The sequence below is a fragment of the Halovulum sp. GXIMD14794 genome, assembly GCF_054457455.1.
Genome location: NZ_JBTLNF010000005.1, coordinates 157,177 through 182,819, shown reverse-complemented (window position 1 = coordinate 182,819; position 25,643 = coordinate 157,177). Strand labels below are relative to the sequence as shown.

The 25,643-nt window shown below is 64.2% G+C and carries 27 protein-coding genes; 13 read left to right on the top strand and 14 right to left on the bottom strand.

Features of this window, described 5'->3' with window-relative positions:
* Positions 1-82: 82 nt before the first annotated feature.
* The 3 genes from metF to ACW9UR_RS12620 all read left to right on the top strand — a co-directional run bounded on the left by metF (position 83) and on the right by ACW9UR_RS12620 (position 2,997).
* Complete coding sequence (gene metF, locus ACW9UR_RS12630) at positions 83-985, top strand: methylenetetrahydrofolate reductase [NAD(P)H] (protein ID WP_458917348.1); 903 nt, start codon at positions 83-85, stop codon at positions 983-985.
* 107 nt (positions 986-1,092) lie between these two features.
* A complete protein-coding gene (locus tag ACW9UR_RS12625; protein WP_458917347.1) occupies positions 1,093-2,223 on the top strand; it encodes a Ppx/GppA phosphatase family protein in 1,131 nt (376 codons plus the stop codon).
* 3 nt (positions 2,224-2,226) lie between these two features.
* Positions 2,227-2,997, top strand: coding sequence for an RlmE family RNA methyltransferase (locus ACW9UR_RS12620; RefSeq protein ID WP_458917346.1), 771 nt, complete (start codon positions 2,227-2,229; stop codon positions 2,995-2,997).
* A 27-nt stretch (positions 2,998-3,024) separates the two neighbouring features.
* On the opposite strand, the gene ACW9UR_RS12615 is transcribed toward ACW9UR_RS12620, so the two are convergent.
* Positions 3,025-3,447, bottom strand: a complete 423-nt coding sequence (locus ACW9UR_RS12615) for a c-type cytochrome (RefSeq protein WP_458917345.1) — start codon at positions 3,445-3,447, stop codon at positions 3,025-3,027.
* Positions 3,448-4,047: 600 nt separating this feature from the next.
* Here ACW9UR_RS12615 and guaB point away from each other — a divergent pair.
* Positions 4,048-5,499 carry an IMP dehydrogenase gene (gene guaB, locus ACW9UR_RS12610; RefSeq protein WP_458917344.1) on the top strand — a complete coding sequence of 484 codons (1,452 nt, stop codon included), beginning with the start codon at positions 4,048-4,050 and terminating at the stop codon, positions 5,497-5,499.
* A 453-nt stretch (positions 5,500-5,952) separates the two neighbouring features.
* The gene (locus ACW9UR_RS12605) at positions 5,953-7,638 is read left to right on the top strand and encodes an FMN-binding glutamate synthase family protein (protein WP_458917343.1); all 1,686 of its coding nucleotides are present in this window, start codon (positions 5,953-5,955) and stop codon (positions 7,636-7,638) included.
* Between the two features lie 52 nt (positions 7,639-7,690).
* Here the strand turns inward: ACW9UR_RS12605 and ACW9UR_RS12600 are convergent, their stop codons facing one another.
* Entirely contained in the window at positions 7,691-9,004 is a 1,314-nt protein-coding gene (locus ACW9UR_RS12600) for a short-chain fatty acid transporter (protein WP_458917342.1), read from the bottom strand.
* 151 nt (positions 9,005-9,155) lie between these two features.
* On the bottom strand, positions 9,156-9,668 hold the full coding sequence (locus tag ACW9UR_RS12595; RefSeq protein ID WP_458917341.1) for a GNAT family N-acetyltransferase: 513 nt from the start codon (positions 9,666-9,668) through the stop codon (positions 9,156-9,158).
* A gap of 268 nt (positions 9,669-9,936) precedes the next feature.
* Between ACW9UR_RS12595 and ACW9UR_RS12590 the strand changes: the two genes are divergently transcribed.
* Both ACW9UR_RS12590 and rnd read left to right on the top strand, forming a co-directional pair.
* The gene (locus ACW9UR_RS12590) at positions 9,937-10,563 is read left to right on the top strand and encodes a hypothetical protein (RefSeq protein WP_458917340.1); all 627 of its coding nucleotides are present in this window, start codon (positions 9,937-9,939) and stop codon (positions 10,561-10,563) included.
* 9 nt (positions 10,564-10,572) lie between these two features.
* On the top strand, positions 10,573-11,727 hold the full coding sequence (gene rnd / locus ACW9UR_RS12585; RefSeq protein WP_458917339.1) for a ribonuclease D: 1,155 nt from the start codon (positions 10,573-10,575) through the stop codon (positions 11,725-11,727).
* 93 nt (positions 11,728-11,820) lie between these two features.
* Here rnd and ACW9UR_RS12580 read toward each other — a convergent pair whose 3' ends face one another.
* Together ACW9UR_RS12580 and ACW9UR_RS12575 are read right to left on the bottom strand one after the other, a co-directional pair.
* Positions 11,821-12,717, bottom strand: a complete 897-nt coding sequence (locus ACW9UR_RS12580; RefSeq protein WP_458917338.1) for a Hint domain-containing protein — start codon at positions 12,715-12,717, stop codon at positions 11,821-11,823.
* A 212-nt stretch (positions 12,718-12,929) separates the two neighbouring features.
* Positions 12,930-13,394, bottom strand: coding sequence for a hypothetical protein (locus tag ACW9UR_RS12575; RefSeq protein ID WP_458917337.1), 465 nt, complete (start codon positions 13,392-13,394; stop codon positions 12,930-12,932).
* Between the two features lie 124 nt (positions 13,395-13,518).
* Between ACW9UR_RS12575 and ACW9UR_RS12570 the strand changes: the two genes are divergently transcribed.
* Together ACW9UR_RS12570 and bmt are read left to right on the top strand one after the other, a co-directional pair.
* Positions 13,519-13,947, top strand: coding sequence for a SufE family protein (locus tag ACW9UR_RS12570; protein ID WP_458917336.1), 429 nt, complete (start codon positions 13,519-13,521; stop codon positions 13,945-13,947).
* Entirely contained in the window at positions 13,944-14,954 is a 1,011-nt protein-coding gene (bmt, locus tag ACW9UR_RS12565) for a betaine--homocysteine S-methyltransferase (protein WP_458917335.1), read from the top strand. The genes ACW9UR_RS12570 and bmt overlap by 4 nt, the downstream gene beginning before the upstream one ends.
* Here the strand turns inward: bmt and ACW9UR_RS12560 are convergent.
* Positions 14,951-16,036, bottom strand: coding sequence for a PA0069 family radical SAM protein (locus ACW9UR_RS12560; RefSeq protein WP_458917334.1), 1,086 nt, complete (start codon positions 16,034-16,036; stop codon positions 14,951-14,953). The genes bmt and ACW9UR_RS12560 overlap by 4 nt on opposite strands.
* A 157-nt stretch (positions 16,037-16,193) precedes the next feature.
* Between ACW9UR_RS12560 and ACW9UR_RS12555 the strand changes: the two genes are divergently transcribed.
* Complete coding sequence (locus tag ACW9UR_RS12555) at positions 16,194-16,901, top strand: corrinoid protein (RefSeq protein WP_458917333.1); 708 nt, start codon at positions 16,194-16,196, stop codon at positions 16,899-16,901.
* An 8-nt stretch (positions 16,902-16,909) separates the two neighbouring features.
* Here ACW9UR_RS12555 and ACW9UR_RS12550 read toward each other — a convergent pair whose 3' ends face one another.
* On the bottom strand, positions 16,910-17,650 hold the full coding sequence (locus tag ACW9UR_RS12550) for an aspartyl/asparaginyl beta-hydroxylase domain-containing protein (protein ID WP_458917332.1): 741 nt from the start codon (positions 17,648-17,650) through the stop codon (positions 16,910-16,912).
* 67 nt (positions 17,651-17,717) lie between these two features.
* Here ACW9UR_RS12550 and ACW9UR_RS12545 point away from each other — a divergent pair, with 67 nt between their 5' ends.
* On the top strand, positions 17,718-18,365 hold the full coding sequence (locus tag ACW9UR_RS12545; RefSeq protein WP_458917331.1) for a DUF1638 domain-containing protein: 648 nt from the start codon (positions 17,718-17,720) through the stop codon (positions 18,363-18,365).
* Between the two features lie 73 nt (positions 18,366-18,438).
* Here ACW9UR_RS12545 and ACW9UR_RS12540 read toward each other — a convergent pair whose 3' ends face one another.
* Genes ACW9UR_RS12540 through purC form a run of 6 tightly spaced genes read right to left on the bottom strand, consistent with a single transcriptional unit; the run spans position 18,439 to position 24,360 of the window.
* A complete protein-coding gene (locus ACW9UR_RS12540) occupies positions 18,439-19,788 on the bottom strand; it encodes a sigma-54-dependent transcriptional regulator (protein ID WP_458917330.1) in 1,350 nt (449 codons plus the stop codon).
* 7 nt (positions 19,789-19,795) lie between these two features.
* Complete coding sequence (locus tag ACW9UR_RS12535) at positions 19,796-21,586, bottom strand: sensor histidine kinase (RefSeq protein ID WP_458917329.1); 1,791 nt, start codon at positions 21,584-21,586, stop codon at positions 19,796-19,798.
* Between the two features lie 57 nt (positions 21,587-21,643).
* Positions 21,644-22,318 carry a phosphoribosylformylglycinamidine synthase subunit PurQ gene (gene purQ, locus ACW9UR_RS12530; RefSeq protein ID WP_458917328.1) on the bottom strand — a complete coding sequence of 225 codons (675 nt, stop codon included), beginning with the start codon at positions 22,316-22,318 and terminating at the stop codon, positions 21,644-21,646.
* Positions 22,315-23,352 carry a zinc-dependent alcohol dehydrogenase family protein gene (locus ACW9UR_RS12525; RefSeq protein ID WP_458917327.1) on the bottom strand — a complete coding sequence of 346 codons (1,038 nt, stop codon included), beginning with the start codon at positions 23,350-23,352 and terminating at the stop codon, positions 22,315-22,317. The genes purQ and ACW9UR_RS12525 overlap by 4 nt, the downstream gene beginning before the upstream one ends.
* Before the next feature lies 1 nt (position 23,353).
* Entirely contained in the window at positions 23,354-23,593 is a 240-nt protein-coding gene (gene purS / locus ACW9UR_RS12520; RefSeq protein WP_458917326.1) for a phosphoribosylformylglycinamidine synthase subunit PurS, read from the bottom strand.
* 5 nt (positions 23,594-23,598) lie between these two features.
* Positions 23,599-24,360, bottom strand: coding sequence for a phosphoribosylaminoimidazolesuccinocarboxamide synthase (purC, locus tag ACW9UR_RS12515; protein ID WP_458917325.1), 762 nt, complete (start codon positions 24,358-24,360; stop codon positions 23,599-23,601).
* Between the two features lie 196 nt (positions 24,361-24,556).
* Here purC and ACW9UR_RS12510 point away from each other — a divergent pair, with 196 nt between their 5' ends.
* Together ACW9UR_RS12510 and ACW9UR_RS12505 are read left to right on the top strand one after the other, a co-directional pair.
* Positions 24,557-24,877: a DUF1476 domain-containing protein gene (locus tag ACW9UR_RS12510; RefSeq protein WP_458917324.1), complete on the top strand. Its 321-nt coding sequence runs from the start codon at positions 24,557-24,559 to the stop codon at positions 24,875-24,877.
* A 4-nt stretch (positions 24,878-24,881) separates the two neighbouring features.
* Complete coding sequence (locus ACW9UR_RS12505) at positions 24,882-25,028, top strand: DUF2256 domain-containing protein (RefSeq protein WP_458917323.1); 147 nt, start codon at positions 24,882-24,884, stop codon at positions 25,026-25,028.
* 43 nt (positions 25,029-25,071) lie between these two features.
* Here the strand turns inward: ACW9UR_RS12505 and ACW9UR_RS12500 are convergent, their stop codons facing one another.
* Positions 25,072-25,596 carry a glutathione peroxidase gene (locus ACW9UR_RS12500; RefSeq protein ID WP_458917322.1) on the bottom strand — a complete coding sequence of 175 codons (525 nt, stop codon included), beginning with the start codon at positions 25,594-25,596 and terminating at the stop codon, positions 25,072-25,074.
* Positions 25,597-25,643 lie beyond the last annotated feature (47 nt).

Below are 25,643 nucleotides of genomic sequence, written 5' to 3'. Positions count from 1 at the left end.
GCGGTAATAACCAGTTCAAAATCCCGCGCGGATGGCGCATATTGTGCGGCAGCGACAAGCTTTGACGGTAGGACCGACGCTCATGACCGATACTTCGACGACCGCGGGCAAGCAGCCCGTGACGCTTTCCTTCGAGTTTTTCCCGCCCGCCACGACCGAGGCCACGCTGCAGTTGTGGCGCTCGGTGGAACGGCTAGCGCCGCTGGACCCGAGCTTTGTCTCGGTGACATACGGGGCAGGGGGCACAACGCGCCAACGCACCCATGCCGCGATACGCACGATTCAGGACCGCGCCCACCTCGCCGTGGCCGGACACCTGACCTGCGTCGGCGCCAGCCGCGAGGAAACCCTCGAGGTGGCCGAGACCTATCGCGCCAACGGCGTGAACCGGATCGTGGCCCTGCGGGGCGATCCGCCCAAGGGCGCCGACAAGTTCGAGCCGCACCCCGACGGCTTCCGCTCCGCCGCCGAACTGGTCGAGGCGCTGGCCGAGCGCAATTTCGACATCACGGTGGCCGCCTATCCGGAAACCCACCCCGAGGCCGCCAGCCCCGAGTCGGATGTCGAGAACCTGAAGCGCAAGCTGGACGCGGGCGCCGACCGGGCGATCACCCAGTTCTTCTTCGAGATCGACCACTTCCGCCGCTTCCGCGACCGGGTCGCCGCCGCCGGTATCGACGCGCCGGTGATCCCCGGAATACTGCCGATCGAGAATTTCACCCGCATGGCCCGCTTCGCCCGTGCCTGCGGCACGAACGTTCCCGACTGGATGGAGACCGCCTTCGGCAACGCAGCGACCGAAGAGGACGCCTTGTTGCTGGCCGCCTCTATCGCGACCGAGCAGTGTGATCTGCTGATCGGCGAAGGTGTGGATCACCTGCATTTCTACACGCTGAACAAGCCGAACCTGACCTACGACGTCTGCCGTGCGCTGGGGTGCGAGCCCAAGCCGCTCGGCTGGGCCGCGGGTACCGGCGCCGCCTGATTTCGGCGCTGCACCCGGGGGAACGCTTGCGCGATCCTGCATGCCTGATGTAGCGTGATCGCAAATGGTTGTGGCACCTGGGCCGCAATCTACCGATTGGCTACATAATGGCGCAGAGAACGCACGTTCCTGCGCAGGAAAAACCAAAGCAGGCCCGCACCGGCGGGCCGCGCCCGCCTGCGCAGGCGTCCGGCGAGCTTTATGCCGCGCTGGACCTGGGCACGAATTCGTGCCGCATGTTGATCGCCGCTCCGAACGGCGCACAGTTTCGTATCGTCGATGCGTTCGCGAAATCCGTGCGTCTGGGGGCCGATCTGGAACGCACCGGCCATCTGTCCAGACCCTCCATCGAACGGACCATCCGTGCGCTTCAGGTGTGCGCCAGCAAATTGCGCAAGCTCGAAGTGCAGAACTCCCGTCTTGTCGCGACCGAGGCTTGTCGCCGGGCACTCAACGGCAAGAGCTTCCTTGCGCAAGTCAAGAAACGCACCGGCCTGCAACTGGAGCTGATCCGCCCCGAGGAAGAGGCACGCCTTGCCGTGATTTCCTGCGCGCCGCTGGTCGCACCGGAATCCGAACACGTGATGGTCTTCGACATTGGCGGCGGCTCGACGGAACTGGTTTGGATCGACCTGACCGATGTCGACCCGTCAGAGCGGGTGGATGCGGTTATGAAGCTGGACATCCGCAACCGGGCCAGCAATACGCACAAGCCGGGCCAGGCGCGGATCGTGGATTTCATCTCGGTCCCGCTGGGTGTGGCGACGCTGCACGAACGGTTCGACGATGTGGATGACGAAAGCGCACGCTTCGCGCTGATGAGCTGGTATTTCGAGGAGCATCTTTCCAAGTTCGCGCCCTATGTGGACCTGGATGTTCTGGAGGGCGTGAACGGCTTCCAGATGATCGGTACCTCCGGCACTGTGACGACCGTCGCCTCGGCCCACCTGGGCCTGCGCCGCTACGACAGGCGCAAGGTGGACGGGCTGACCCTGACCGAGCGGCAGATCGAGAATGTGATCGCGCGGCTGATGTCATTGGGGCCGGACGGGCGGCGCAATGATCCGTCGATCGGCAAGGACCGGGCAGAGCTGATCGTCTCGGGCGCGGCGATCCTGCAGACCCTGTTGCGGATCTGGCCGACCGACCGGCTGGGCGTTGCGGACCGGGGCCTGCGGGAGGGCATGCTCTTGTCGATGATGAGCCGGCGCGGTGCGCTGCGCACACGAGAGGAATAGACGATGGCCAAGAGTGGCGGTGGCTCCAAGGGTGGAGCCAAAGGCGGAGGTGGCGAACGGCGCGGCTCGGGGCGTGGTCAGCGCGACCTGAAGGTACGGGTCAAGACCGCACGCGGGCGGCGGATCAGCTCGGTCCGCTGGCTGGAGCGGCAGCTGAACGACCCCTATGTCCAGCGCGCCAAGCGCGAAGGCTACCGGGGTAGGGCGGCCTACAAGATCCTCGAGATCGACGACAAGGCCCGGTTCCTCGTGCCCGGCGCTCGTGTCGTGGACCTCGGGTGCGCCCCCGGTGGATGGGCGCAGGTCGCGGCGCACCGCGTCAACGCGCTCGGCGAGAAGAAGGGCAAGGCCGTGGGCCGGGTCCTCGGCATCGACATTCAGGAGGTCGAGCCGCTGGAAGGGGCCGAGTTCCACGTGCTCGACTTCCTCGAGGACGGGGCTGACGACAAGATCAAGGAATGGCTTGGCGGGCCAGCCGATGTGGTGATGTCCGACATGGCCGCCGCCAGTTCGGGGCACAAGCAGACAGACCACTTGCGCATCATCGCGCTCTGCGAGGCCGCCGCACAGCTTGCTCATGACATCCTGGTTCCCGGTGGAACTTTTGTCGCGAAGGTCCTCGCCGGTGGTGCCGAGAACGACCTGCAGGCGCAGCTCAAGCGCGACTACACCAGCGTGAAGCACATAAAGCCGCCCGCAAGCCGCTCTGACAGCTCAGAAAAGTTCGTGCTTGCGACCGGCTTCCGGGGCCGGAAGGACGAACAGGCGGAGTAGGCGGCTATGCCATCGGCTCGGTCCGGATCATTCCGTCTGGAGTGACGCGATATACTCGATCAATGCCAGGATCCGGGCGCGGGCAAATACCTCGGCTTCTTCGGCCATCGTGTCCGGATTGGCCCCCTCGGCACCCCGGGTCATATAGCGCAAGCCCCAAGCCGGCATCTCGCGGGTGCCGTGTGCGCCCAACTCGGCCGTCCCGTCGATGCTCTCGTAGAGCCGGGTCACGGGAAAGACGCCACCGTTCTGCGTCTGCAATTGCGTCAGGTCCGGCAGCGCGGTGTTAAGATAGCCCGCGAGCGGCCCGTCTCCGGTCCCATCGATGCCGTGGCAATAGGCGCAGCTGTTCATGTACTCGGTCTCGCCAAGGCTCTGAGCTTGCGCGCCACTGTTGAATACAAACCCGGCGGTCAGAGCCGCCGCCAATATCACGGTCAGAAACTTCATGCCGGTTCCCCTTCCTTCTCATTTGGGTGAGCGCATAGCCACTGAAGTTCTGCCCAGCCGCACCGCATATGCTCGCCGAATGGCATGCAGTTTCCGGGAAGTGGCAGCATCGCGCCTTGTCCTGGGTCAAGGTCAAAGACCGGGCGGAATGCCCGGCCGCGAACGGACTGTCATTGCGAGAAAGGTGTATCTTTCATTGATCTGATACAGCTATTCGCTCGATGCTCTGGGGCTTGCGCCCATCACCAGCGCTGGCGGCTGACGCTGATCCATACGGTTTCGATCCCGGCAACCGTCACCTTGCTGAACCCGGCGGGGTTGACCTGCGTGGCGTGATTGGCGGAGCTCTCTTGGCGCGCTAGGAGCGATCGCCTCGACCGCGCCTGCCGGCGAGTAAAACTAAACCGACCGCGCCGCTGGGTCGCGTACCGCAGGATTGAGCCCAACGGCAGAGCCGTTCTGGGCGCAAATCGCTCGGACCAAATACTGCCGCCGGCCTGATCGGTATGGCGGCAGCACCGTCCTCCGCGGGGGGCTTTCCTTTTCCCCGGCGGCGTGAAATAGGAAAGCGCCAACACCGATGTCCCCGAGGAGTGCGCTATGGAGATTCGTGAGGCCCTGACGTTCGACGATGTACTTCTGGTGCCCGCCGCGTCGAGCGTTCTTCCCGCGACAGCTGACACCCGCACGCGTCTGACGCGTGCCGTAAATCTGAACATTCCGCTGGTCAGTTCCGCCATGGACACCGTGACCGAGGCCCGCATGGCCATCGCCATGGCGCAGTCGGGCGGTCTCGGCGTGCTGCACCGCAATCTCGATGTCGAGGAACAGGCCGCGCAGGTCCGCCGTGTCAAGCGGTTCGAAAGCGGCGTTGTCTACAACCCGATCACGCTCGATCCCGACCAGACGCTAGGTGACGCCAAGGCCCTGCAGGAGCGGTATCGCATCACCGGGTTTCCCGTTGTGCGCGACCGCCGCGTTGTCGGCATCCTGACCAACCGCGACATGCGCTTCGTCGAGGACGAGGCGACCCCGGTGCACGCCATGATGACCTCGGAAGGCCTCGCCATGCTGCGCGAGCCGTTCGATCTCTCCGAGGCGAAAAGCCTGATGCACGCCCGCCGGATCGAGAAGCTTCTGGTCGTCGATGACCAGGACCGGCTGACGGGGCTGCTGACCATCAAGGATATCGAACAGGCGGTGCTGAACCCGCAGGCCTGCAAGGACCCGCTGGGCCGATTGCGTGTCGCCGCTGCCTCGACCGTAGGAGACAACGGGTTCGACCGTTCGCAGGCGCTGATCGATGCGGGCGTGGATGTGATCGTGATCGACACCGCGCACGGCCACTCGGCCAGCGTCGGCGAGGCGGTGACCCGGATCAAGAAGCTCTCGAATGACGTGCAGGTGATTGCCGGCAACGTCGCGACGTCCGAAGCCACCCGCGCGCTTATCGACGCTGGCGCGGACGCAGTGAAGGTCGGCATCGGCCCGGGCTCAATCTGCACCACGCGCATCGTCGCCGGTGTAGGCGTTCCCCAGTTGACCGCTATCATGGACTGCGCCGAGGCCGCATCAGCCAGCAGCACGCCGGTTATCGCTGACGGTGGTATCAAGTTTTCGGGCGATTTCGCCAAGTCGATCGCCGCAGGTGCAAGTTGCGCCATGGTGGGCTCGATCCTCGCCGGCACCGACGAGGCCCCGGGCGAAGTGATCCTGTACCAGGGCCGCAGCTTCAAGGCCTATCGCGGCATGGGCTCGGTCGGCGCCATGGCGCGCGGCTCGGCGGACCGCTATTTCCAGAAAGAGGCCTCGGCCGACAAGCTGGTTCCCGAGGGCATCGAGGGCCAGGTCCCCTACAAAGGCACCGCGAACGCAGTCGTTCATCAACTGATCGGCGGCCTGCGCGCCGCCATGGGCTACACCGGCTGCGCCACCGTCGACGAGATGCGCCGTAACTGCAACTTCGTCCGGATTACCGGCGCCGGGCTCAAGGAAAGCCACGTCCACGACGTGCAAATCACGCGCGAAAGCCCCAACTACCGTATCGGCTGACACGAATTGGTCTCGCCGGTCGGAGGTTCTTGCTCCGGACGGCGATAGACCCTGTCGCTCAAGCATCCGTGGATTGGTTGCTTGCCTCGATAGTTGTCGCCGAGAGCCGGGGTGCGGTGGTGGAGGGTACCTGAACGTGAATACCCTTGGTGCTGTCGGGCTATGACGTTTAAGTCATGTCGATCCGGTTCTTGAGTGCCGCTAGATTGAATCGCTTGCTTTCAGGCCTGTCGACCCAATTCCGGTGCGGGTTCTCGTCATTGGCCTGTTGTTGCGGTCGCTCTCCGTCGCAATCATCTCCAAGATGAAGGCGCTTGCTTGGTTGAAGCCTGGGAGTAGGATTTCTCTTTCACCGAGTTCAGTGACGGTGAGCACGGCGATGAAAGCACCGCAGATTTCCGTTATGACTGGTCACAAACGCCCCTGCGGACCGAACGAAACGAGGCTTACCGTATGACCCAGATCCACTCGCTAGTCCGATACTCCGGCCTCGCCATTGTCGCGGTGCTTGCCGCGCTGTTTCTGGTGATGGGACTTGCGGTCGACAGTTGGTTCTTCTTGTTTTTCGCGGTGTTCGGGGGGCTCACTGCGCTCGGGATCAGCGACCTGATTCAGGAGAAACACTCGATCCTGCGAAACTACCCGGTTGTCGGGCATCTGCGGTTCCTTTTCGAAAGCATCCGGCCCGAGATCCGCCAGTACCTGATCGAGAGCGACCGTGACGAGGCGCCCTTCGCGCGAGAAAAGCGCAGCCTGGTCTACAAGCGTGCCAAGGGCGTCGAGGACAAGCATCCGTTCGGCACGTCCGAAAGGGTCTACGATTCCGGCTACGCCTGGCTCACCCACTCCGTGATGCCGGTGACGATCGAAGACACGGATTTCCGCGTGAACATCGGCGGACCGGAGTGTGCGCAACCCTACAGCGCCTCGATCTACAACATCTCGGCGATGAGTTTCGGCGCGCTCTCCGGCAACGCGATCTCGGCGCTGAACAATGGCGCGCGGATGGGTGGATTTGCCCACGACTCCGGCGAGGGCGGGATCAGCCGCTACCACCGCGAGGGCGGCGGGGACCTGATCTACCAGATCGCCTCGGGCTATTTCGGCTGCCGGGATGCGGCAGGGCGTTTCGATCCGCGGAAGTTCTCGGATCAGGCCAGTAACCCGCAGGTCAAGATGATCGAGGTGAAGCTCAGCCAAGGCGCGAAGCCTGGTCACGGCGGTATGCTTCCTGCCTCGAAGATCAGCCCCGAGATCGCCGAGGCGCGCGGAATTCCGATGGGCCAGGACTGCATTTCTCCGGCGGCGCACGGCGCGTTCTCGACCCCGGTCGAAATGATGCGGTTCATCGGCCAGTTGCGCGAACTGTCCGGCGGCAAGCCTGTCGGCTTCAAGCTCTGCATCGGCCACCGGCGGGAGTTCATGTGCCTCGTCAAGGCGATGCTGGAGACCGGGATTGCTCCGGACTTCATCGTCGTTGACGGGAAAGAGGGAGGCACCGGCTCGGCGCCGCTCGAGTTCGCGAACCGTGTCGGTATGCCGATGCTCGAGGGGCTGGCCTTCGTGCACAACACGCTGCGCGGGGCAGGGCTGAGGGATCAAATCCGGATCGGCGCGGCGGGCAAGATCATCACTGCCTTCGACATCGCCCGCGCTTTGGCGCTTGGGGCGGACTGGTGCAACTCGGCGCGCGGCTTCATGTTCGCGCTCGGCTGTATTCAGGCGCAGTCTTGCCACACAAACAAATGCCCGGTCGGCGTTGCGACACAAGACGCGCGGCGACAGCGGGCGCTGGACGTTGGAGACAAGAGCACCCGCGTCGCGCGTTTCCACCGCAACACACTAAAGGCTCTGGGAGAGATCGCTGGGGCGGCTGGCCTTTCGGATCCGGGTAATTTCCTGCCCTATCACTTCATGTTCCGCACAAAGGACAACGAGTTCATGGACGGCAACCAGGCATTCCCATACCTGCCCAAAGGTTTCCTGCTGACCGGGGACCATGCCGAGGATCTGGAGGAGTGGCACCAACGCTGGGCGCGGGCCTCGGCCGAGAGTTTCGCGCCGCCCGAGATTCCTCAGGGTCCGTTCCCGAAGGTTGCAGTCGGCATTCACGCGGTGGAGGGGACGGCGCACCCGTGAGACGCGCCATCCGGGCCGGGTACCGCTGTTTTGCGGTACCCGGCAAGAGGTGTCAGAGAACCAGCAGGTAGCCGCCCACGACGACGCCGACGACTAGCAACTGCACCACGCAGAAGCCCATGATGTCGCGCGCCTTGAGCCCGGCGATGCCCAGCATCGGCAGCGCCCAGAACGGCTGCAGCATGTTCGTCCAGGCATCGCCCCAGGCCACGCCCATCGCGACGCGGGCAACGTCGGCGCCAAGCGCCTCGGCTGCTGGCAACATGACCGGCGCCTGCACCGCCCACTGACCGCCCCCGGAGGGGACGAAGATGTTCACGATCCCCGCGGCGATGAAGCTCCAGAACGGCAGGGTGTCGGCGGTCGAGATCGCCGCGAACCAGCCCGAAAGGCTGGCCGCGAGGCCCGAGCCGGTCATGATCGCCATGATGCCCGCGTAGAACGGGAACTGGATCACGATCCCCGCCCCGCCTTTCACGCCGTCGTCGAGCGCGCCCAGAAGGCTGCGCGCGGTGCCGTGCAGGGTGATGCCGAGGAACAGGAACAGGAAGTTGATGACGTTCAGGTTGATCCCGCCGCCTGCAAGGAAGTGCTGCGCCAGCCACAGCAGACCCGGAATGCCGATGGCCCACATCAGGATACGGCTGTTCTCCATTCGCTCGGCAGGTGTCGCACCCGAGCCCAGTGGCTGGACGGGCTCGCGGTCCTTCAGCTGTGCGGGATCCACCAGAACGAACTCGTTCTCCTGGGGGAGCATCATCCGGTTCACCAGCGGCACCAGGACGAACAGCGTCGCGACGATAATCAGGTTCCAGCTCGAGAAGATCGTCTCGGAGGTGGGGATCAGGCCGATCTGCGCCTCGGCGAAGTGCTCAGGTGTCGAGATCGCCAGCGGGATCGAGCCTGAGATGCCGCCGTGCCAGATGATGAAGCCGCTGTAGGCTGCGGCAACCAGAAGTCGGTAGTCGACCTTGACCTTGCGCGCCAGCTCGCGCGCGAAGATCGCGCCGACGACAAGGCCGAAGCCCCAGTTGATCCACGATGCCGCCAGCGAGACGACCGACACCAGAAGGATCGCCGATCCCGCCGATCCGGCAAGGCCCGCGACCTTCGACAGGAGCGCCCGGACCGGCGGCGAGGATGCCAGGATATAGCCGGTCACAAGGACCAGAAGCATCTGCATCGCGAAGGTCAGAAGCGCCCAGAAACCGTCGCCCCACATGCGCAGGACCTCGACGGGAGAGGCGCCCTCGAACGCGATCGCCGAAATCGCGGCGACGAGGGTCAGGATCAAGACGAAAATGAAGGCATCCGGCAGCCACCGCTCCATCATGCGGGTGGCCGGCCGGGACAGGAAACGCAACATTCGGGATTCCTCCGGGTATGGTTGTGTGGCCTCCATACCGACCCGGGCGGCGCCATCGCAATACCCGCCTGAGGGGTGCGGACGCTGTAGATTCCTCGTGGCGAATTGTTGCGCCGACCGCGGATCTAACGCAGTTGGATTTCGTCAGTAACTACTTCGAAGCAATCTTGTTAGAGCTCGGATTTTTGTTGCTAAATATATAATCTTGCAAAGGTATTTCAGCGATTGCCTCGGTGCCCCTGTAGCGGATCCTCCCGCCCGCACTTCTGACCAGTGCAGCGATTCTCTGGTTCCCGCTCGAGAATGTCAGATCCGCGGTCTGTGCGCCGAGCGCGCGCGCTCGCCTCAGCCCTGCGTTGAAAAGTGCCCGTCCCAATCCGCGCCCCTGGTAGGCGTCTTCAACCGACAGCGCGATCTCGGCACGGTCACCGTCGAGATAAATCTCCAGGCTCCCGCGCAACTCTCCGTATTCGTCGAGTCCTATGACCGCATCGGGTCTGACCCGCGACGCCACCGCGAGGATCCCGCGATCCTGAACCGCAGACAGAAAGCGGAACCAGCGAGAACGCGCGCCTAGCCGGGCCCAGTGGGCAGCCAGACGTTCCCGGATCGAGGGCATCGATCCCGTCAGTGGGGTTGGACTGAGTGTACTGTCGAAAGCCATGCCTGCTCGTTTCCCGTGCTTCGCTGCAATAGATCGTTCAAAGGGGGACGCAGGGAAGGCCATTCGGGTGAAAGCGGCTTTGCCCCCCTTTCACAGCACCGCGGTTACGCATTCTTAACTTGGGTACAGAACAACAGGGGCGACTGGAGATCTGCTCGCCATGACCCAAGCCCGCTGCGCTTTTGAACCGCAACAGACGACGATCTTAAGGCCAGGGGATGGTCCGGCACCTCGGACCCCGGATCCTTCGGCCGAGATCGCGTCTGCGGTGCGCGTGCTTCGGAACCTGCCGCGGCTGATGCTGGACGATCTCAAACGCGCACCCGATCATGTCCGAAGGCCCTGCGAGGCGGCGCTCGCGGTATTCTCGGCACAGGCCGACCGTATCGAATCGGCGCTTCGCCGTTCGGAGGAGGCGCTGCTGTCGGGCGAGCGCCACGTCCACCCGCCGGATCTCTCGGAATTGGCCGCCCAAGTCTGCACGGCGCGCAGCCTCAAGCGCGACCACCCAATCGGTTGCATGGTGGAAGCGCCCAACGCGCGGATTTCCATCCACTGGTTCACAGCCCTGATCGAGGGACTGATCGACCTCGGCGCCGAGCGGTTGGTCGGTCGTGCCGATCAGGGATTCGCGCTGCGCGTGTTCTCGGGCCCGGACGCGTTGCGCCTGTCTCTGCTCGAGAACGGCGGAACGGCGCCATGCGCCAACGAATTCATCGGCCCCGAGGCGGGACTTGCCGCAGCGCACCTTTGGTGGCTTGCCAACACGCTGAACGCCGATCTTGAATTGGGCCCGGGTCCGGGCGGTGCCGGAAACCGGGTGACTATATCGCTGCGGCTTGATGCTCGCGGCAGTGCAATAGGTAATGGTCAACCGGAAACGGCAGCGATATAACGCGGTTCCATGAAAACCATTACCACGACGGACGCGCTCGCGGCGTTCTGCGCGCGGGCCAGCGGCCAGCCATTCATCACCGTCGATACCGAATTTCTGCGGGAGCGCACGTATTACGCGCAGCTTTGTCTCGTGCAGCTCGCCATTCCCGGCGATGCCGAGGATGACGCCGTATTGGTCGACACCCTCGCCGACGGCATCGATCTGTCGCCGATGTACGCGGTGTTCGACGATCCCTCGATCGTCAAGGTGTTCCACGCCGCGCGGCAGGACCTCGAGATATTCTTCAACGCGGCAGGGCGTTTGCCAGCGCCGCTTTTCGACACACAGGTCGCTGCAATGGTCTGCGGTTACGGCGAACAGGTCGGCTACGAGACGCTGGTGCGCAAGATCTGCCAGACCGGGCTCGACAAGTCATCGCGCTTCACGGACTGGAGCCGTCGGCCACTCAGCGAGAAGCAGAAGGCCTATGCGCTGGCCGACGTAACGCACCTGCGCCAGATCTACCGGACGCTCGCCCAGCAATTGGCTGAGAATGGACGTGCTGCGTGGCTCGAAGAGGAACTGGCTGCGCTGACCAGCCCCGAGACCTATACCCAGCGGCCCGAGGACGCGTGGAAGCGCGTCAAGACCCGCTCGAACTCGCCGCGTTTCGTCGCCGTCGTACAAGCTCTCGCGGAACTGCGGGAAAAAATCGCGCAGCAACGGGACGTTCCAAGAAACCGTGTGTTCAAGGATGACGTGATCCTCGAGCTTGCGGCCACGCGCCCAACGAAAGCGGACGACCTGGCCAAATCCCGGCTGTTGCAGCGAGAAGCGCGACGCGGCGATCTGGCTGACGCGATCCTCGCAGCCGTCAATGCCGCGCTAGCCTTGCCGAAAGAGCAATTGCCGGACCTGCCGCAGCCAAAGGTCCGCAAGCCGGGGCAAGAAGCGCTCTCTGACCTGTTGCGCGTCCTACTGAAGGCGCGAGCTGAATCCTCGGGTGTAGCGCAGAAGCTGATCGCCACCAGCTCCGATCTCGACGACATCGCCAGCGGCGAGGAGTCCCATGTACTTGCTGGCTGGCGGCGCGAGGTGTTCGGCGCGGATGCGCTGCGACTGCGAGACGGTCAAATTGCCCTCGCAGCCGATGGCGATCAGGTTCGGGTGGTGGAACTCTGAGTTCGGGAGAGCGCGGTCGGCGTCACCTGCCTCCAGGGGTTGGAAACGGTGACGCCGGCCGCAACCGGCGCCGGGGGTCTTGGCGCCGGCAGGTCAGGCGACCAGTGCTTTGGCCTGATGCGCTGTCAGAGTCGGACGGCAGGCATGGCCGTAGGTTGCAGGGTTGTCGGCAAGCTCGGGGAAGAGCTGCAGAACCTCGGCCCGCGTATCCTGGTCGAGGTCGGCCAAGCCGGTTTCTCCCGGATGGTAGCTTTCGCTCGGGACACCCTCCGATTCGACGATCTGATGAGTGTCGAACAGGATATGATAGTAGGTGACCTCACAGGTGCGATCCGGCCGGATCTTATCGCCGTTCACCAGGTCGCGCGCGGCCACCAACACCTCGGGTTCACCGAACATCACTTGTGCGCGCCAACCGGTAAGCAGCATCCGGTGGCAGGGCGATACGCGCAGTTCCCGATCATTTCCAATCGCACCGGGGCTGAACACGATGGGTGCGAAAGCGCCTGGCATCGCCAGGTGACGAGATCCGATCCAGCGCAGGGGCTGCAAGCCGGCATCGCGTGTCTGAACCAGATCGCCTTCGGAGAGTTCCTCAATCAGTCTCGGACCTTCCGAAGTCCGGATACGCGTGCCCTTTGCGAAGCAGGTGAAGGTCAGCGTGATCGTGTCGGTATCGGTTTCGACGACGACTTCATTTCCGCCCAAGTCGACTTCCAGAAGCCCGGCTGAAACTTCGATTTCGACGGTATCACCGATGCTAGCAGTGCCGTTCGCGATAAAGCTCCATTCTCCGGTAACCGGATTCTCGAATAGGGAGCCGAACTCGCCGCCTGACAAGACGGTGAAGTCGTAGTCTGTGAGAAGCGCACTCAGGACCTCGGCGTCGTAGTTGCCGAGTACGGTGCCATCAATCTCGATGTCCAGCTCGAGATCGGGATCGCCGATGGACGTTTGCCCATTTGCGCTATCGTAGATGTTGAGAACCATGGCCGCTCCAATCGGGGAGAACGCTGGCCGAGACCTGTTCACAATCCGCCAGCGCGTTTCAAATGCTAGGGGACGCCTGAACCAGCTAAAACACGCGGCTTATGGAGTATTTTCTATGCTTTGGGAAAAGCGTGCCGCAACCTCAAATTAACCAATCTCAAGGTGCATTCAACCCTTAGTTGGCTTCAGCCCGGTCATTCGGGCCGTCTGACTTAGCGTGCTAGGCTGACAGTGTTCGTTCGCGACAGCACCCGGAAGCCCCGCACGTTGGCGAGTTCGCTGTCCTGGATGAAAACCGCCGCCGTTAGTTGTCGGCTTCGCGGCGCACCGACCGGCTGGGGAACCTCTGGCGGGAAGGCGCGGAACGCGAAGGTAACGATACCGTTGCTGTCGGGTGCGCCCCCGTAGGCGGGCAGCAGGATGGACCCATAGTAACCCTGCGTCGGCGCGATCGAGGTCGCCCGGATAAGAAGGCCGCGCAGCGCAGGCTCCGGTATCACCGAGGCGAGACCGTCCATCAGAACCGACCCGTTGGCACCAACAGGGGCTGATATCTCCTGGACTGAACGTCCGCCGATGACCGCGCCCTGCGCGACATAGGTTGTCGTGCCCGCCGGCGGTTCCCCCTGGGAACAGGCCGTCATCGCAAAGATCGCCAGAACCGCAGCGCGCCGCATCCGTTTCCTCCGGAATACCAACTCCATGACCGTCGATACAGAAGCCGCGCGCCGATGAAAAGCCGCGACTGGACGCGCGCGGCGGATAGGCTTACCTAAAAGACCAGCAGAACGGAGCCGACCCATGTCCGCCAGTTTCGACGAGATCGCCGACAACTTCGCCTTCCTCGACGAGTGGGAGGATCGCTATCGCTATGTTATCGAGCTCGGGAAGGAAATGCCGCCCCTAGACGAGACGCAGAAGCTTCCTGCCACCAAGGTCGAGGGTTGCGCCAGCCAAGTGTGGCTGGTGCCGCACGTCGATGGCGAGGGGCAGGGCGCTCGGATAAGTTTCGATGGCGACAGTGACGCGCTGATCGTACGTGGCCTGATCGCGATTCTGCGCGCACTCTACAATGGCAAGACCGCCGCCGAGATCGCCGGGATCGACGCTCAGGCGCGGTTGGGCGACCTCGGTCTACAGCAGCATCTGTCCGCGCAGCGCTCCAACGGCCTGCGCGCCATGATCGGGCGGGTCGAGGCCATCGCCCGACAGGTGAGGGAAGCTGCGTGAAAGCGGCGCTCGATGCGCTGCTGGCCGAGCGCGACTGGCTGTTGGCGGATGGCGCGACGGGAACCACGCTCTTTAACATGGGTCTCGAGGCGGGCGAAGCGCCGGAGCTCTGGAACACAGACGCACCAGAAAAAATCCGCGCGCTCTACCAAGGGGCGGTGGATGCGGGCAGCGATCTGTTCCTGACCAACAGTTTTGGCGGCACTTCCGCCCGGCTGAAATTGCACCATGCCGAGGATCGCGTACACGAGTTGAACCGCACTGCCGCGCTTCTGGCGCGCGAGGTCGCCGATGCGGCCAACCGCCCGGTGGTCGTTGCGGGCTCGATGGGGCCGACCGGCGAGATCCTGGAACCCGTCGGCAGCCTGCCCCCGGAAGAGGCTGCCGCCATGTTCGAGGCCCAGGCGCGCGGATTGGTCGACGGTGGCGCGGATGTGTTGTGGGTCGAGACGATCTCGGCCCCCGAGGAACTGCGCGCGGCTGCAGCCGCGATCGGCCGAGTCGGTGCACCCTGGTGCTGTACGATGAGCTTCGATACGGCCGGGCGGACGATGATGGGCGTGACGTCGGCCGATATGGTGGCGCTGGTCGCGGATCTTGCCCCTGCGCCGCTGGCGTTCGGCGCGAACTGCGGGGTGGGGGCTTCGGACCTGCTGCGCACCATCAGGGGCATGACCGAGGCTGGCGCGCCGCTGCCGCTGATTTCCAAGGGCAACGCGGGCATCCCGCATTTCGTCGACGGTCACGTGCATTATGACGGGACGCCCGAGTTGATGGCGGACTATGCCGAGCTGGCCCGCGCGTGCGGCGCCCGGATCATCGGCGGCTGTTGCGGCACCGGTCCCGAGCATTTGCGGGCGATGCGCGCCCGCCTTGAGACACTCGACGGAACGCAGGCGATTCCGTCGCTCGCCGAGATCGCGGCCCGGCTCGGCGCCTTCTCGTCGGAAAGTGACGGGACCGGTGACGCACCCGTTGGCCGCCCTCGGCGTCGTCGGCGCGGCTAGAAGAGCGACAGCTGGTCTCCGGGTTTCGGCGGGACGCGGAACAGATCGCGGCGCAGTGCTGGAAGCTGGCGTGACAGGCCGTTGCGCGCCATGGCAACCTCGTAGCGCTTTGCCAGCAGCTCGGCCCAGAGCCCCTCGCCGCGCATGCGCTTGCCCCATTTGGGATCGTAGTCCCGCCCACCGTGCAACTCCTGCACCCGGCCCATGACCCGGCGAGCGCGATCCGGATAGACCTCGTCCAGCCATTCCCGAAACAGCGGCGAGACCTCGAGCGGAAGCCGAAGCACGATGTAGCTGGCTGCCTTGGCGCCTGCATCGGCCCCCGCTTTCATCAGTGCCTCCAGCTCGTGATCGGTCAGGCCCGGCACGACGGGCGCGATCATCGCCCGTACCGGAATACCGGCCTTCGCCAGCAACTCGATGGTGCGCAACCTGTGCGCAGGCGCGGCAGCGCGCGGCTCCATCTTCCGGCTCAGGCCGGGATCCAGCGTCGTCAGTGAGATCCCGACATGCACCAGGCTTTCCGCGGCCATCTCCGCCAGCAGACCGAGGTCCCGACGGATCAGCGCACCCTTGGTTACGATGGCCACGGGGTGCCGGAACTCCTGCAGCACCTCCAGCACGCCGCGCATGATTCCCAACCGCTGCTCCACGGGCTGATAGGGATCGGTGTTCGTCCCCATTGCGATCACATCAGGCCGGTAGCTTCTCTTCGAGAGTGTGGCACGCAGAAGCTCTGGAGCATGGGGCTTGGAAAACAGCCGCGTCTCGAAATCCAGCCCGGGCGACAGGCCGAGGTAAGCGTGTGTCGGCCGCGCGAAGCAATAGATGCAGCCATGCTCGCAACCACGGTAAGGGTTGATCGACCGGTCGAAGGGAATGTCGGGTGACGTGTTCCGGGCGAGGATGGATTTGCTGCGATCCTCCTGCACCTGGGTGCGAACCAGCGCCTCGGGCTCGCGCTCCCAGCCGTCATCGGCGTGCAGGCGGCGGTGGGGCTCGAACCTGCCCGCCGCATTGGATATGGCGCCACGGCCGCGCGCGGCGCCAGGTAGCACCCGTTCTGATTCGTGTTCGGACATTCCCCGATAAGAACATAACGGGAACATATGCGCCAGCGTGAGATGCCCATAGAGCACAGGTCGCCAGCGAGCAGTTCCGCGTCGCAAATTACTCTCCGGCTTGGCGAAATTCGTGCGACGCAAGTATTCAGGGAAACCGAATGCGGAGGCGTGGGCCATGTCCGACGAAGAAGACGACATCGTCCTCAGCGAGCTCGACGACGAAGAGCTTGTGCAGCAGATGCACGATGACCTCTACGATGGTCTGAAGGACGAGATCGAAGAGGCCGTGCATATATTGCTGGACCGCGGCTGGATGCCCTATGACATCCTGACCAAGGCGCTGGTGGAAGGCATGCGCATCGTCGGCATCGATTTCCGCGACGGCATCCTCTTCGTCCCCGAGGTGCTTCTGGCCGCCAACGCCATGAAGGGCGGCATGGCGATCCTGAAACCGCTCCTGGCCGAGACCGGCGCGCCGCGGCTCGGACGCATGGTGATCGGCACGGTGAAGGGCGATATCCACGACATCGGCAAGAATCTGGTCTCGATGATGATGGAGGGCGCGGGCTTCGAGGTGGTGGACCTAGGGATCAACAACGCCGTCGAGGCTTACCTGGAAGCACTGGAGAAAGAGCAGCCGGATATTCTGGGAATGTCGGCGCTGCTGACCACGACCATGCCATACATGAAGGTCGTCATCGACACGATGGTCGAGAAGGGGCTTCGCGACGACTACATCGTGCTGGTCGGCGGCGCGCCACTAAACGAGGAGTTCGGTCGCGCGATCGGCGCCGACGCCTACTGCCGCGATGCAGCCGTTGCTGTGGAAACCGCCAAGGAGTTCATGGCCCGAAAGCACAACCAGCCCGTGGTGTCGGGCTGATCGCGCGTTCAGCGCACGACTGCGGCCCGCTCGCCCATGCCGCGCACGCCCTGCGCGGTCTTGGCTACACCCAGCACGGATTTCGACATCCAGCCCAGCCACCACGGATGCGGGCGCAACACGTCCAGCAGCAGGACGATGCGCGGCGTCTCCGCCCGGTTGATCGCCGCGTGCATGTAGGTGTCGTCCCACAGCAGATCGTCGCCCGTGTGCAGGTAGTGGGTCTTGCCGTCGATCACCAACTCGCCCGAGGTCTTTCCCTCGCCCAGTTCCTCGACCAGGTAGGCCAGGTGATAGCGCCAGACGCCTTTCCACGGGCCCCGGTGCGGGCGCAGGTGTTTGCCACCCGGAAACACAGACACCGTCGCCGAGACCACATGCGGATTGCGCCGCAGGAAGTCCGCCATCAACGGCATCTGCTTGAGGTTCGCCTCGTAGTCGTAGCTGTAGGCCCGAAGCGCAACCATCTTCCACGGGATCTGGTCGTGGTCGTAGAAGGTTCTCTGCTCGGGCATGATCTCGTGGTTCGCGGGCAGATCGCGCCCGGTGGCGACCGCCAGAGCCTCGGCCCTGAAGGCATCGAAATTGGCGCGCAGTTCGGCCGCCTCGGGGAACTCGGCCAGCAGGTCGTCGGCGACGGCCGGCGTCGGAAACGCCTTTTCATAGGGCGCGCGCATCAATTCACGCCAGAAGCGGTAGCCCCAAGGGCCGTATTTGACGAACTTGCGCAGGCGTTTCTTCAGCTTCATTTCTGTCCTCAGCGCCGGAATATGTCCTCATGTCTACCGCATCCGGCCTGATGGTAAAGGGAAAGCCATGAACGGCGCGAAACCGGCACCGGATGACCATAGTCTCGCGGAGCGCGGGCTGCCTCCCGAGGGTGAGGGTCGCATCCTGCTGCTCGCCTGCGGGGCTTTGGCGCGCGAAATCCTCGCCCTTCGGCAGATCAACGACTGGGCGCATATGGACCTGCAATGCCTGCCAGCCAAACTGCACCTGACACCGCAGGCGATACCGGATGCCGTCGAGGCCGCGGTCAACGCTGCACGGGGCTACGAGCGCATCTTCGTGGTATACGCCGATTGCGGCACAGGCGGGCTGCTCCAGGCACGCTGCGCCGACCTGGGTGTCGAGATGATCGCAGGGCCACATTGCTACAGCTTTTTCGATGGCAACGAGGCCTTCGCCACCTGCGCCGAGGAGGAGGTCACCAGCTTCTATCTGACCGATTTTCTGGTACGCCAGTTCGACGCCTTCGTCTGGCGCCCGATGGGCCTCGACCGGCATCCGGAACTCCGAGACATGCTGTTCGGAAACTACGAGCGCCTCGTCTACCTCGCACAGACCCGCGATCCGGCGCTTGAAACCTTGGCGCAAGACGCTGCGCAGCGGCTCGGCCTCGAATACCGGTACCGCTTCACCGGCTACGGCGACCTCGCCACGGCGCTGGAAGGCCAGGCCTGACGCCCCGCCTTCTACGTTCTCCAAATATCCCCGCTGGAGGCTCCAACGTCGTCACCGGGAACCGCGGGCGGGATCAAAGGTACTCCGCCCGCACCAGCCCGTACTTCGCCATCTTCTCATTGAGCGTCCGACGGGGCAGGGCCAACTCCTCCATCACGGCGGACACGGCCCCCCGATTCCGCCGCAGCGCGTTGTCGATCAGCATTTTCTCGAAGGCCTCGACATGTTCACGCAAGGGCTTCTCGACCATGATGCTGGGTGCGGCGGGCATCGCCGTGCCCTCGTCCAACAGGTTCGCGATCCCATCCTCGCCGCGCCGTTTCTGAAGCACCGCGCGCTCGGCGACATTCATCAGTTGCCGGATGTTACCGGGCCATTGCGCCTGGATGAGCCGGGCAGCGTCCTCGGCCGAGACCTCGGGCGGCTCACATCCATAGTCTTCTGCAAAACGGGCGCAGAATCGATTGAAAAGCAACAAGATATCCTCCCCGCGATCACGTAGTGGCGGGGTCGACAGGTGCAACGCGGCCAGTCTGTAAAACAGCTCGTCGCGCATCCCTTCGGGCAGCGTATCCGTCGTGCTGATCTGGCTGGAAATCGAGATGATATGCAGGTTGCGCGGCGCCTGTTCGACGTCCGCGGTTTCGCCCCGGCGCAGTTCGGACACAAGTCGGGCCTGCAGCGCCTCAGGCAGGCTCTCGACATGTTCCAGGCACAGGGTTCCGCCGTCCGAGGCTTCTATTGCCGGGCGATCTTCCGGCTCCTCCGCAGGGCCGAACAGAAGTTTCTCAAGGTCTTCGGGCGAATGCGCCGCGCAGTTCACGTAGATGTAAGGCTTGCCCTTGCGCGGCCCGCAGGCGTGCAGAGCATGCGCGATCAGCGACTTTCCGGTGCCGCTTTCGCCCGTGATCAGCACATGACCGTCGGCCTGCGCCAGGTCCAGGATCGTCTCGCGCAGCTTCTCGATCACCTGGGACGAGCCGACCAGCCGGCGCAGCAGCATAGAGCCGTCGGTCATCTCGCGTCGCAGGTTGCGGTTGTCGAGCGTCAGCCGGCGGGTAACCGACGCGCGGCGAACCATTTCGGCCAGGCGCTCGGGGTCGAAAGGTTTCTCGATGAAGTCATAGGCGCCCAGTCGCATGGCCTCGACCGCCAGGCTGACGTCACCGTGGCCGGTGATCAGGATCACCGGTAAGCCCGGATCGACGCTCTGCAGACGGCGTAGCAGGGTCATGCCGTCCATGCCTGGCATCCGAATGTCCGAGATCACGACTCCGGCGAAATCGGCGCGGATTTCCCGCAGGGCGTTCTCGCCGGATTCGAAGCTGACCGGGTCATAGCCGGACAGGTTCAGCCATTGCGCGATGGAGCCGCGCATATCGGCTTCGTCGTCGATGATCGCAACGGGTGTCTTGGTGTTCATGCTTCACTCACTCCGCAGCTTGCGCGGCACGGCTTTCCGCCCGCGGCAACCGCAATTCGAAGATGGCGCCGTGCGGCTCCGCGTTGCGGGCCAGCAGTCGGCCGCCAAGCTCCTTGGCAATCCCGGCCGAGATGGCGAGGCCGAGGCCGACGCCCTCTCCGGGTTTCTTGGTAGTATAGAACGGCTCGAAAAGGGCGTCGGGATCCTTGATCCCGTGTCCGTTGTCACGCACCGAAAGCGAAACCTGTCGGCCCTGCACGACGAGAATATCGATCATCGGATCGTCCTCGTCCGCCACGGCCTCGACGGCGTTGCGCAGCAGGTTTACGATGATCTGGTCCAGACGCACCGGGTCGGCCAGAACCTTGACCGGCACGTTCGGCATTGTCTTGCGGATCTCGACCCGGGTTTCGCCCAGTTGCGGCGCCATCATCGACAGGCTGCCGTCTACCGCATCGCGCAAGTCCACCTCGACCAGCGTGTCGGTGCCCTTTCGCGCGTAACTCTTCATCTGCTTGGTGATCGTGCCCATGCGTTCGAGCAGGTCGTCGATCCGATGGAACGATGTCAGAGATTCGTCGACGCGGCCCCGTTGGAGAAGCAGGCGGGCACCCGCGAGGTAGGTCCGCATTGCGGCCAGGGGCTGGTTCAGTTCGTGGCTGACGGCCGCAGACATCTGCCCGATGGCCGCAAGTTTCGACGCTTGTTCAAGGCTTTGCTCGGCGACTTCGAGATTTCGTTCGACCTTCTGACGCTCCTCTATTTCGGCGCTGAGGCGAGCGTTGAGTAGGCGGAGCTGGTCCGACTCCTCGGCAATCAGCCGAGATTGACGCCGCAAGCGCTTATTCGCCAGGAACATCAGCCCGGCCATCAGCAGCGCCAGACCAAGGCCTTCGAGCGCGAGGATCGCGTTTACCTGCGTCCGCACGTCCTCGAGCGTGGCAAAAAACGTCAACCGCCAGCCACGGAAACCGGTCTTGATTTCGGTCCTCAGCAACCGCTCGCCGTCCATGAAGACATAAGGCGTCTCTTCCGCCGTATCGCGCGGGGCTACGCCGAAGGCCTGTCTTACCGTCGACGGTGGCGGTTCCGATGCAAGCACGTTCGTCAGCGTGTTGTTGCGCCATTCCGGACGTGAGGCCAGCACGATCCGGTCCGAGGCGTCGGTCACCGCGACAAGGTCGTTGCGATTGCGCCAGCTGAGCTCGACGATGCGCATGTCGACCTCGACCACGACCACCCCGATGGCGTTCGGTCCGTCGGTCACCTTCCGCGCATAGTGGAAGCGGATGTCGCCGCCGTTCTCCTCGCCGGTCACGGTAAAGATCGTCGCCGGATCCCGAAGCGCACTGCTGAAATAGGGCTGTTCAAGCAGCGTCGTGCCTAGTTCGCGCCGGTCAGAACTGGCGACGATCCGGCCCTGCTGATCCAGAAGCATGATCCGCTGGACGTTGATGTCCTCGGCAACCTCGATCAACCGCTGCGAGGTGTTGGTGAAATCCTTTGACTGCAGGGCGGTGATCAGCACCGGGTCTCGGGCCAGTAGCTGCGGCACCAGCGACTGTTGCCGCAGCAGCGTCACCATGTTCCCGGAATAGAGCGCCGCGCGCAGCTGGCTTTCAGTGCGCAGCGTCTCCGAGAACCGCGCCGTCAGCCAGCTGTTTGAGGCCAGCAGAAACGCGATGGCAGCGACGAGCAGCAACCCCGCCGCCGCCCGCATCCGGGGCGACATGCTGGTGCGCAGCATCTGGATGCGCGTCGGCTCGGGCCGCGCGCTGTCTTGCGCCGTCTCGTTCATGGTCGAAAGCTAGGCCGAAGCGGGAGGGGCGGCAAGAGCACCCAAGTCGACGCGCGGTCAGGCGCCGATGGACGCCATGCCCGCCAACCCCTTGAACAGCGCCGCCCCATCGGTCCCGCCGATCGCCGGGTCCACGGCGCGCTCGGGGTGGGGCATCATGCCCAGCACACGGCGGTTCTCGGATAATACGCCGGCGATGTCCGCGGTCGAACCGTTAGGGTTCCCGCGATAGGTGAACGCAATCCGATCATCGCCGCGCAGCCGCTCAAGCAGGGTGGCGTCGGCCAGGTAGTTTCCGTCGTGATGTGCCACCGGCACGGTTAGGGTCTGGCCCTTGGTGTACTCACTGGTGAAGACGCTGTCGGATGTCGCGACCTCGAGCGCCACGTCGCGGCATACGAAGGTCAGTCCGGCGTTGCGCATCAGCGCGCCCGGCAGCAGCCCGGCCTCGATCAGCACCTGGAAACCGTTGCAGACGCCCAGCACGTGCCCGCCCTTGTTGGCGAACTCGACGACCGAGCGCATCACCGGCGCCTGCGCGGCGATTGCACCGCAGCGCAGGTAATCCCCGAACGAGAAGCCGCCGGGGATCGCCACCAGGTCCAGCCCCTCGGGCAGGGCGGCGTCCTTGTGCCACACCATCTGGGGCTTGCGGCCGGTGGCCTGCTCCAGCGCGACGGCCATGTCGCGATCGCAGTTCGAGCCCGGAAAGACGATGACGGCGGTTTTCATGCGTCAAACCTCGTGATGACGGCGACGCCCGGAGCGGTCGGCCCGTTGAACGCGCGCAGCTCGGCCGAGGCGTCGGACAGCGCCACCTCGCGGCCGATCAGCGGCGACAGGTCCACAGCGCCTGAGCGGATCAGGTTGAAAAGTGGCGGATAAGCCCGCGTCGGCATACCGCGCGAACCATAAAGTGCGAGGTTGCCCATGTAGACGGCGCTCATGTTGATCTCCATGTGCGCGGTGTGGCCGACGGGCATGCCGACCTGCACATGACGGCCCAACGGACGCAGGCATTCCAGCGAGGCGTTTGCAACGGCCGGGTGGCCCAGCGCCTCGATGGAGACATGAGCGCCACCGCCCGTGATCTCACGGATCGCCTCGGCGGTGTTTTCGGTCTTGGCGTTGACCGCAGCATCGGCGCCCAATTGCTTGGCGTGGTTCAGCTTTTCGTCGACGATATCGACAACGACCACGCGTGCCCCGAGCGCCTTGCCCAAAAGCATCGCGGACAGGCCAATACCGCCAGTGCCGTGAACGGCCAGCCATTCGCCGGGGTGCAGGTTCGCGCGTCCGGTCAATGCGTGCCAAGCGGTAGTGACGCGGCATCCGAGCCCCGCCGCCATCACCGGCGACATGTCCTCGGGCAGAAGCGAAAGGTTGTGGTCGCGCGGGACGGCGATCATGTCGGCGAATGCGCCCGGTTCAATGAAGCCCGGCAGGCGCTGGTCGGCACAGGTGTTTTGCTCCCCCGCGCGGCAGGCGGGGCAGGTGCCACAGGACAGAATGAACGGGGCAATAAGCCGGTCGCCGACTTTGTGGGTTGCGCGAGGACCGGCAGCGACGACTTCGCCGCAATACTCATGGCCGGGGATCTGCGGTGGCTTCACACGGGGATGCTCGCCCACCCAGCCATGCCAATCCGAGCGGCAGATGCCACAGGCCAGCGTTCTGAGGACGACCCCGTCCTCGGGTACGGCGGGATCGGGCAGCGTCTGGAGTTCCAGGTCCGCATTGTACTCGACCATCACCGCCGCGCGCATGTTACAGAAGCTCCACGCGATAGTCTTCGATCACGGTGTTGGCCAGCAGCTTCTCGCACATCTCGGCCAGCTTGACCTCGGCTTCCTCGCGCGAGGTTGCGTCCAGCTCGATGTCCAGCAGCTTGCCCTGACGGATACCGCCGACACCGTCGAAACCCAGAGACCCGAGGGCGTGGCGCACGGCCTCTCCCTGGGGGTCGAGCACACCCTGTTTCAGGGTCACGTAGATCCTTGCCTGCATCGTCCTCACTGCACCAGTTTGGGGCCCTTGGTGGTTGCGCCGTTGCGGGGCAGGACGCCCAGTCGCCGCGCAACCTCGGTATAGGCGTCAGACAGGTCACCCAGATCCTGCCGGAAGACGTCCTTGTCCAGCTTTTGACCGCTTTCCACATCCCACAGCCGGCAGCTGTCGGGACTGATTTCATCGGCCACGATCAACCGTTGGAAATCGCCCTCGAAGATCCGGCCGATCTCGATCTTGAAATCGATCAGCTTGATGCCAACGCCATACATCAGGCCCGACATGTAGTCGTTCACCCGGAGGGCCAGCGCGATCATGTCGTCGATGTCCTGCTGGCTGGCCCAGTTGAAGGCTATGATGTGCTCTTCGGTGACCAGCGGGTCACCCAGCTTGTCGTCCTTGAGGTAGAACTCGATGATCGGACGGGGCAGGGGCGTGCCCTCTTCGATGCCCAACCGCTTGGCCATGCTGCCGGCGGCGGTGTTGCGCACCACGACTTCCAGCGGAATGATCTCGACCATCCGCACCAGTTGCTCGCGCATGTTGAGCCGGCGGATGAAGTGGTTCGGAACCCCGATCTGCGTTAGCCCCGACATGAAGAACTCGGAGAGCCGGTTGTTCAGCACGCCCTTACCCTCGATCACCGCATGTTTCTCGGCGTTGAAGGCGGTCGCGTCATCCTTGAAGTATTGGATGAGCGTGTCAGGCTCAGGCCCTTCATAAAGGATCTTGGCCTTGCCTTCATAGATCATGCGGCGGCGTGCCATGGGTCTGCTCCGATGCGTGGAATTGGCCGCAGCTATAGGGCAGGGGCGCATCGGGGGCAAGTGGACTCGCGTCCGTGATTTTCGGCGGCCCTGCGGCAAGATGGGGCGCAGAGCACTGGTGCATCGGGGGGTGCATGTGGCTATATGGGACAACACGGGCCAACACGGCCGGAATGGCCACAGGAGAGAGTGCGATATGACCACGTTCGACGATCGGGAACAGGCGTTCGAGAAGAAATACGCCCACGACGCCGAGATGCAGTTCAAGGCGGAAGCACGGCGGAACAAGCTGCTGGGTCTCTGGGCGGCGGAACTGCTGGGCAAGCGCGGTGACGAGGCTGATGCCTACGCCCGCGAAGTGATCAAGGCCGATTTCAAGGAAGCCGGTCACGAGGATGTCGTGCGGAAGGTTTCCGACGACCTCGGCGACATGGCGACCGACGAGGAAGTGCGGGCCAAAATGGCCGAGCTTCTGGGCCGCGCCAAGGACCAGGTCCTGACCGAAAAGGGCGACTGATCGGTTGGCTGCCCCGGTTCGCAACCCGAACGACCTGCCGGTGAAGACCTGCGCCGCCTGTGGGCGGCCCTTCACCTGGCGCCGGAAATGGGCGCGCGACTGGGAAAACGTCAAGTATTGCTCTGACCGCTGCCGGAAGGCGCGGGGATAAGACGGGGGCGGGCCACGGGGTCCGCCCTTTCGGTTTTAACGCCTCAGAGAAGCCGGTCGATTGCCGATATCAAAGCGGGATCGTCGGGGCGTACGCCGCTCGCGAAGTCCCCGGCAATCCGCCCGTCGCCATCCAGCAAGATCTTGTGGAAGTTCCAGCGCGGTTGGACACCCTGTGCCGCCGCCCAGGCGTAGAACGGGTGCGCCCCGCCGCCGCGCACCGTCGTGATCTCGGTCATCGGCAGGGTCAGGTCGAAGTTCACCTCGCAGAACGCCTTCACCTCGACCTCGCTCGCAAACTCCTGACCGCCGAAGTCCTGGCTTGGCACCGCCAGAACAAGCGCGCGGCCCTCGTAGCGCTCATGGAGTGCTTGAAGAGCGTCGTATTGCGGCGTGTAGGCGCAGCGAGAAGCGGTGTTTACCACGAGCACCGGCTTGCCGCGCCAGTCGGCGAGGTCGATCTCGCCACCGTCGATGCTGGGAAAGGCGAAACCGGGGGCCCCTGCGTACAGGCGCAGGGGGATGGCCGCGGCGAGCGCGGTCAGAGCAAATTGGCGTCGGTCGAGCATGAACATATCCTCCGTGCTGGGATTACGGCATGCAGCCGACGCCGGTT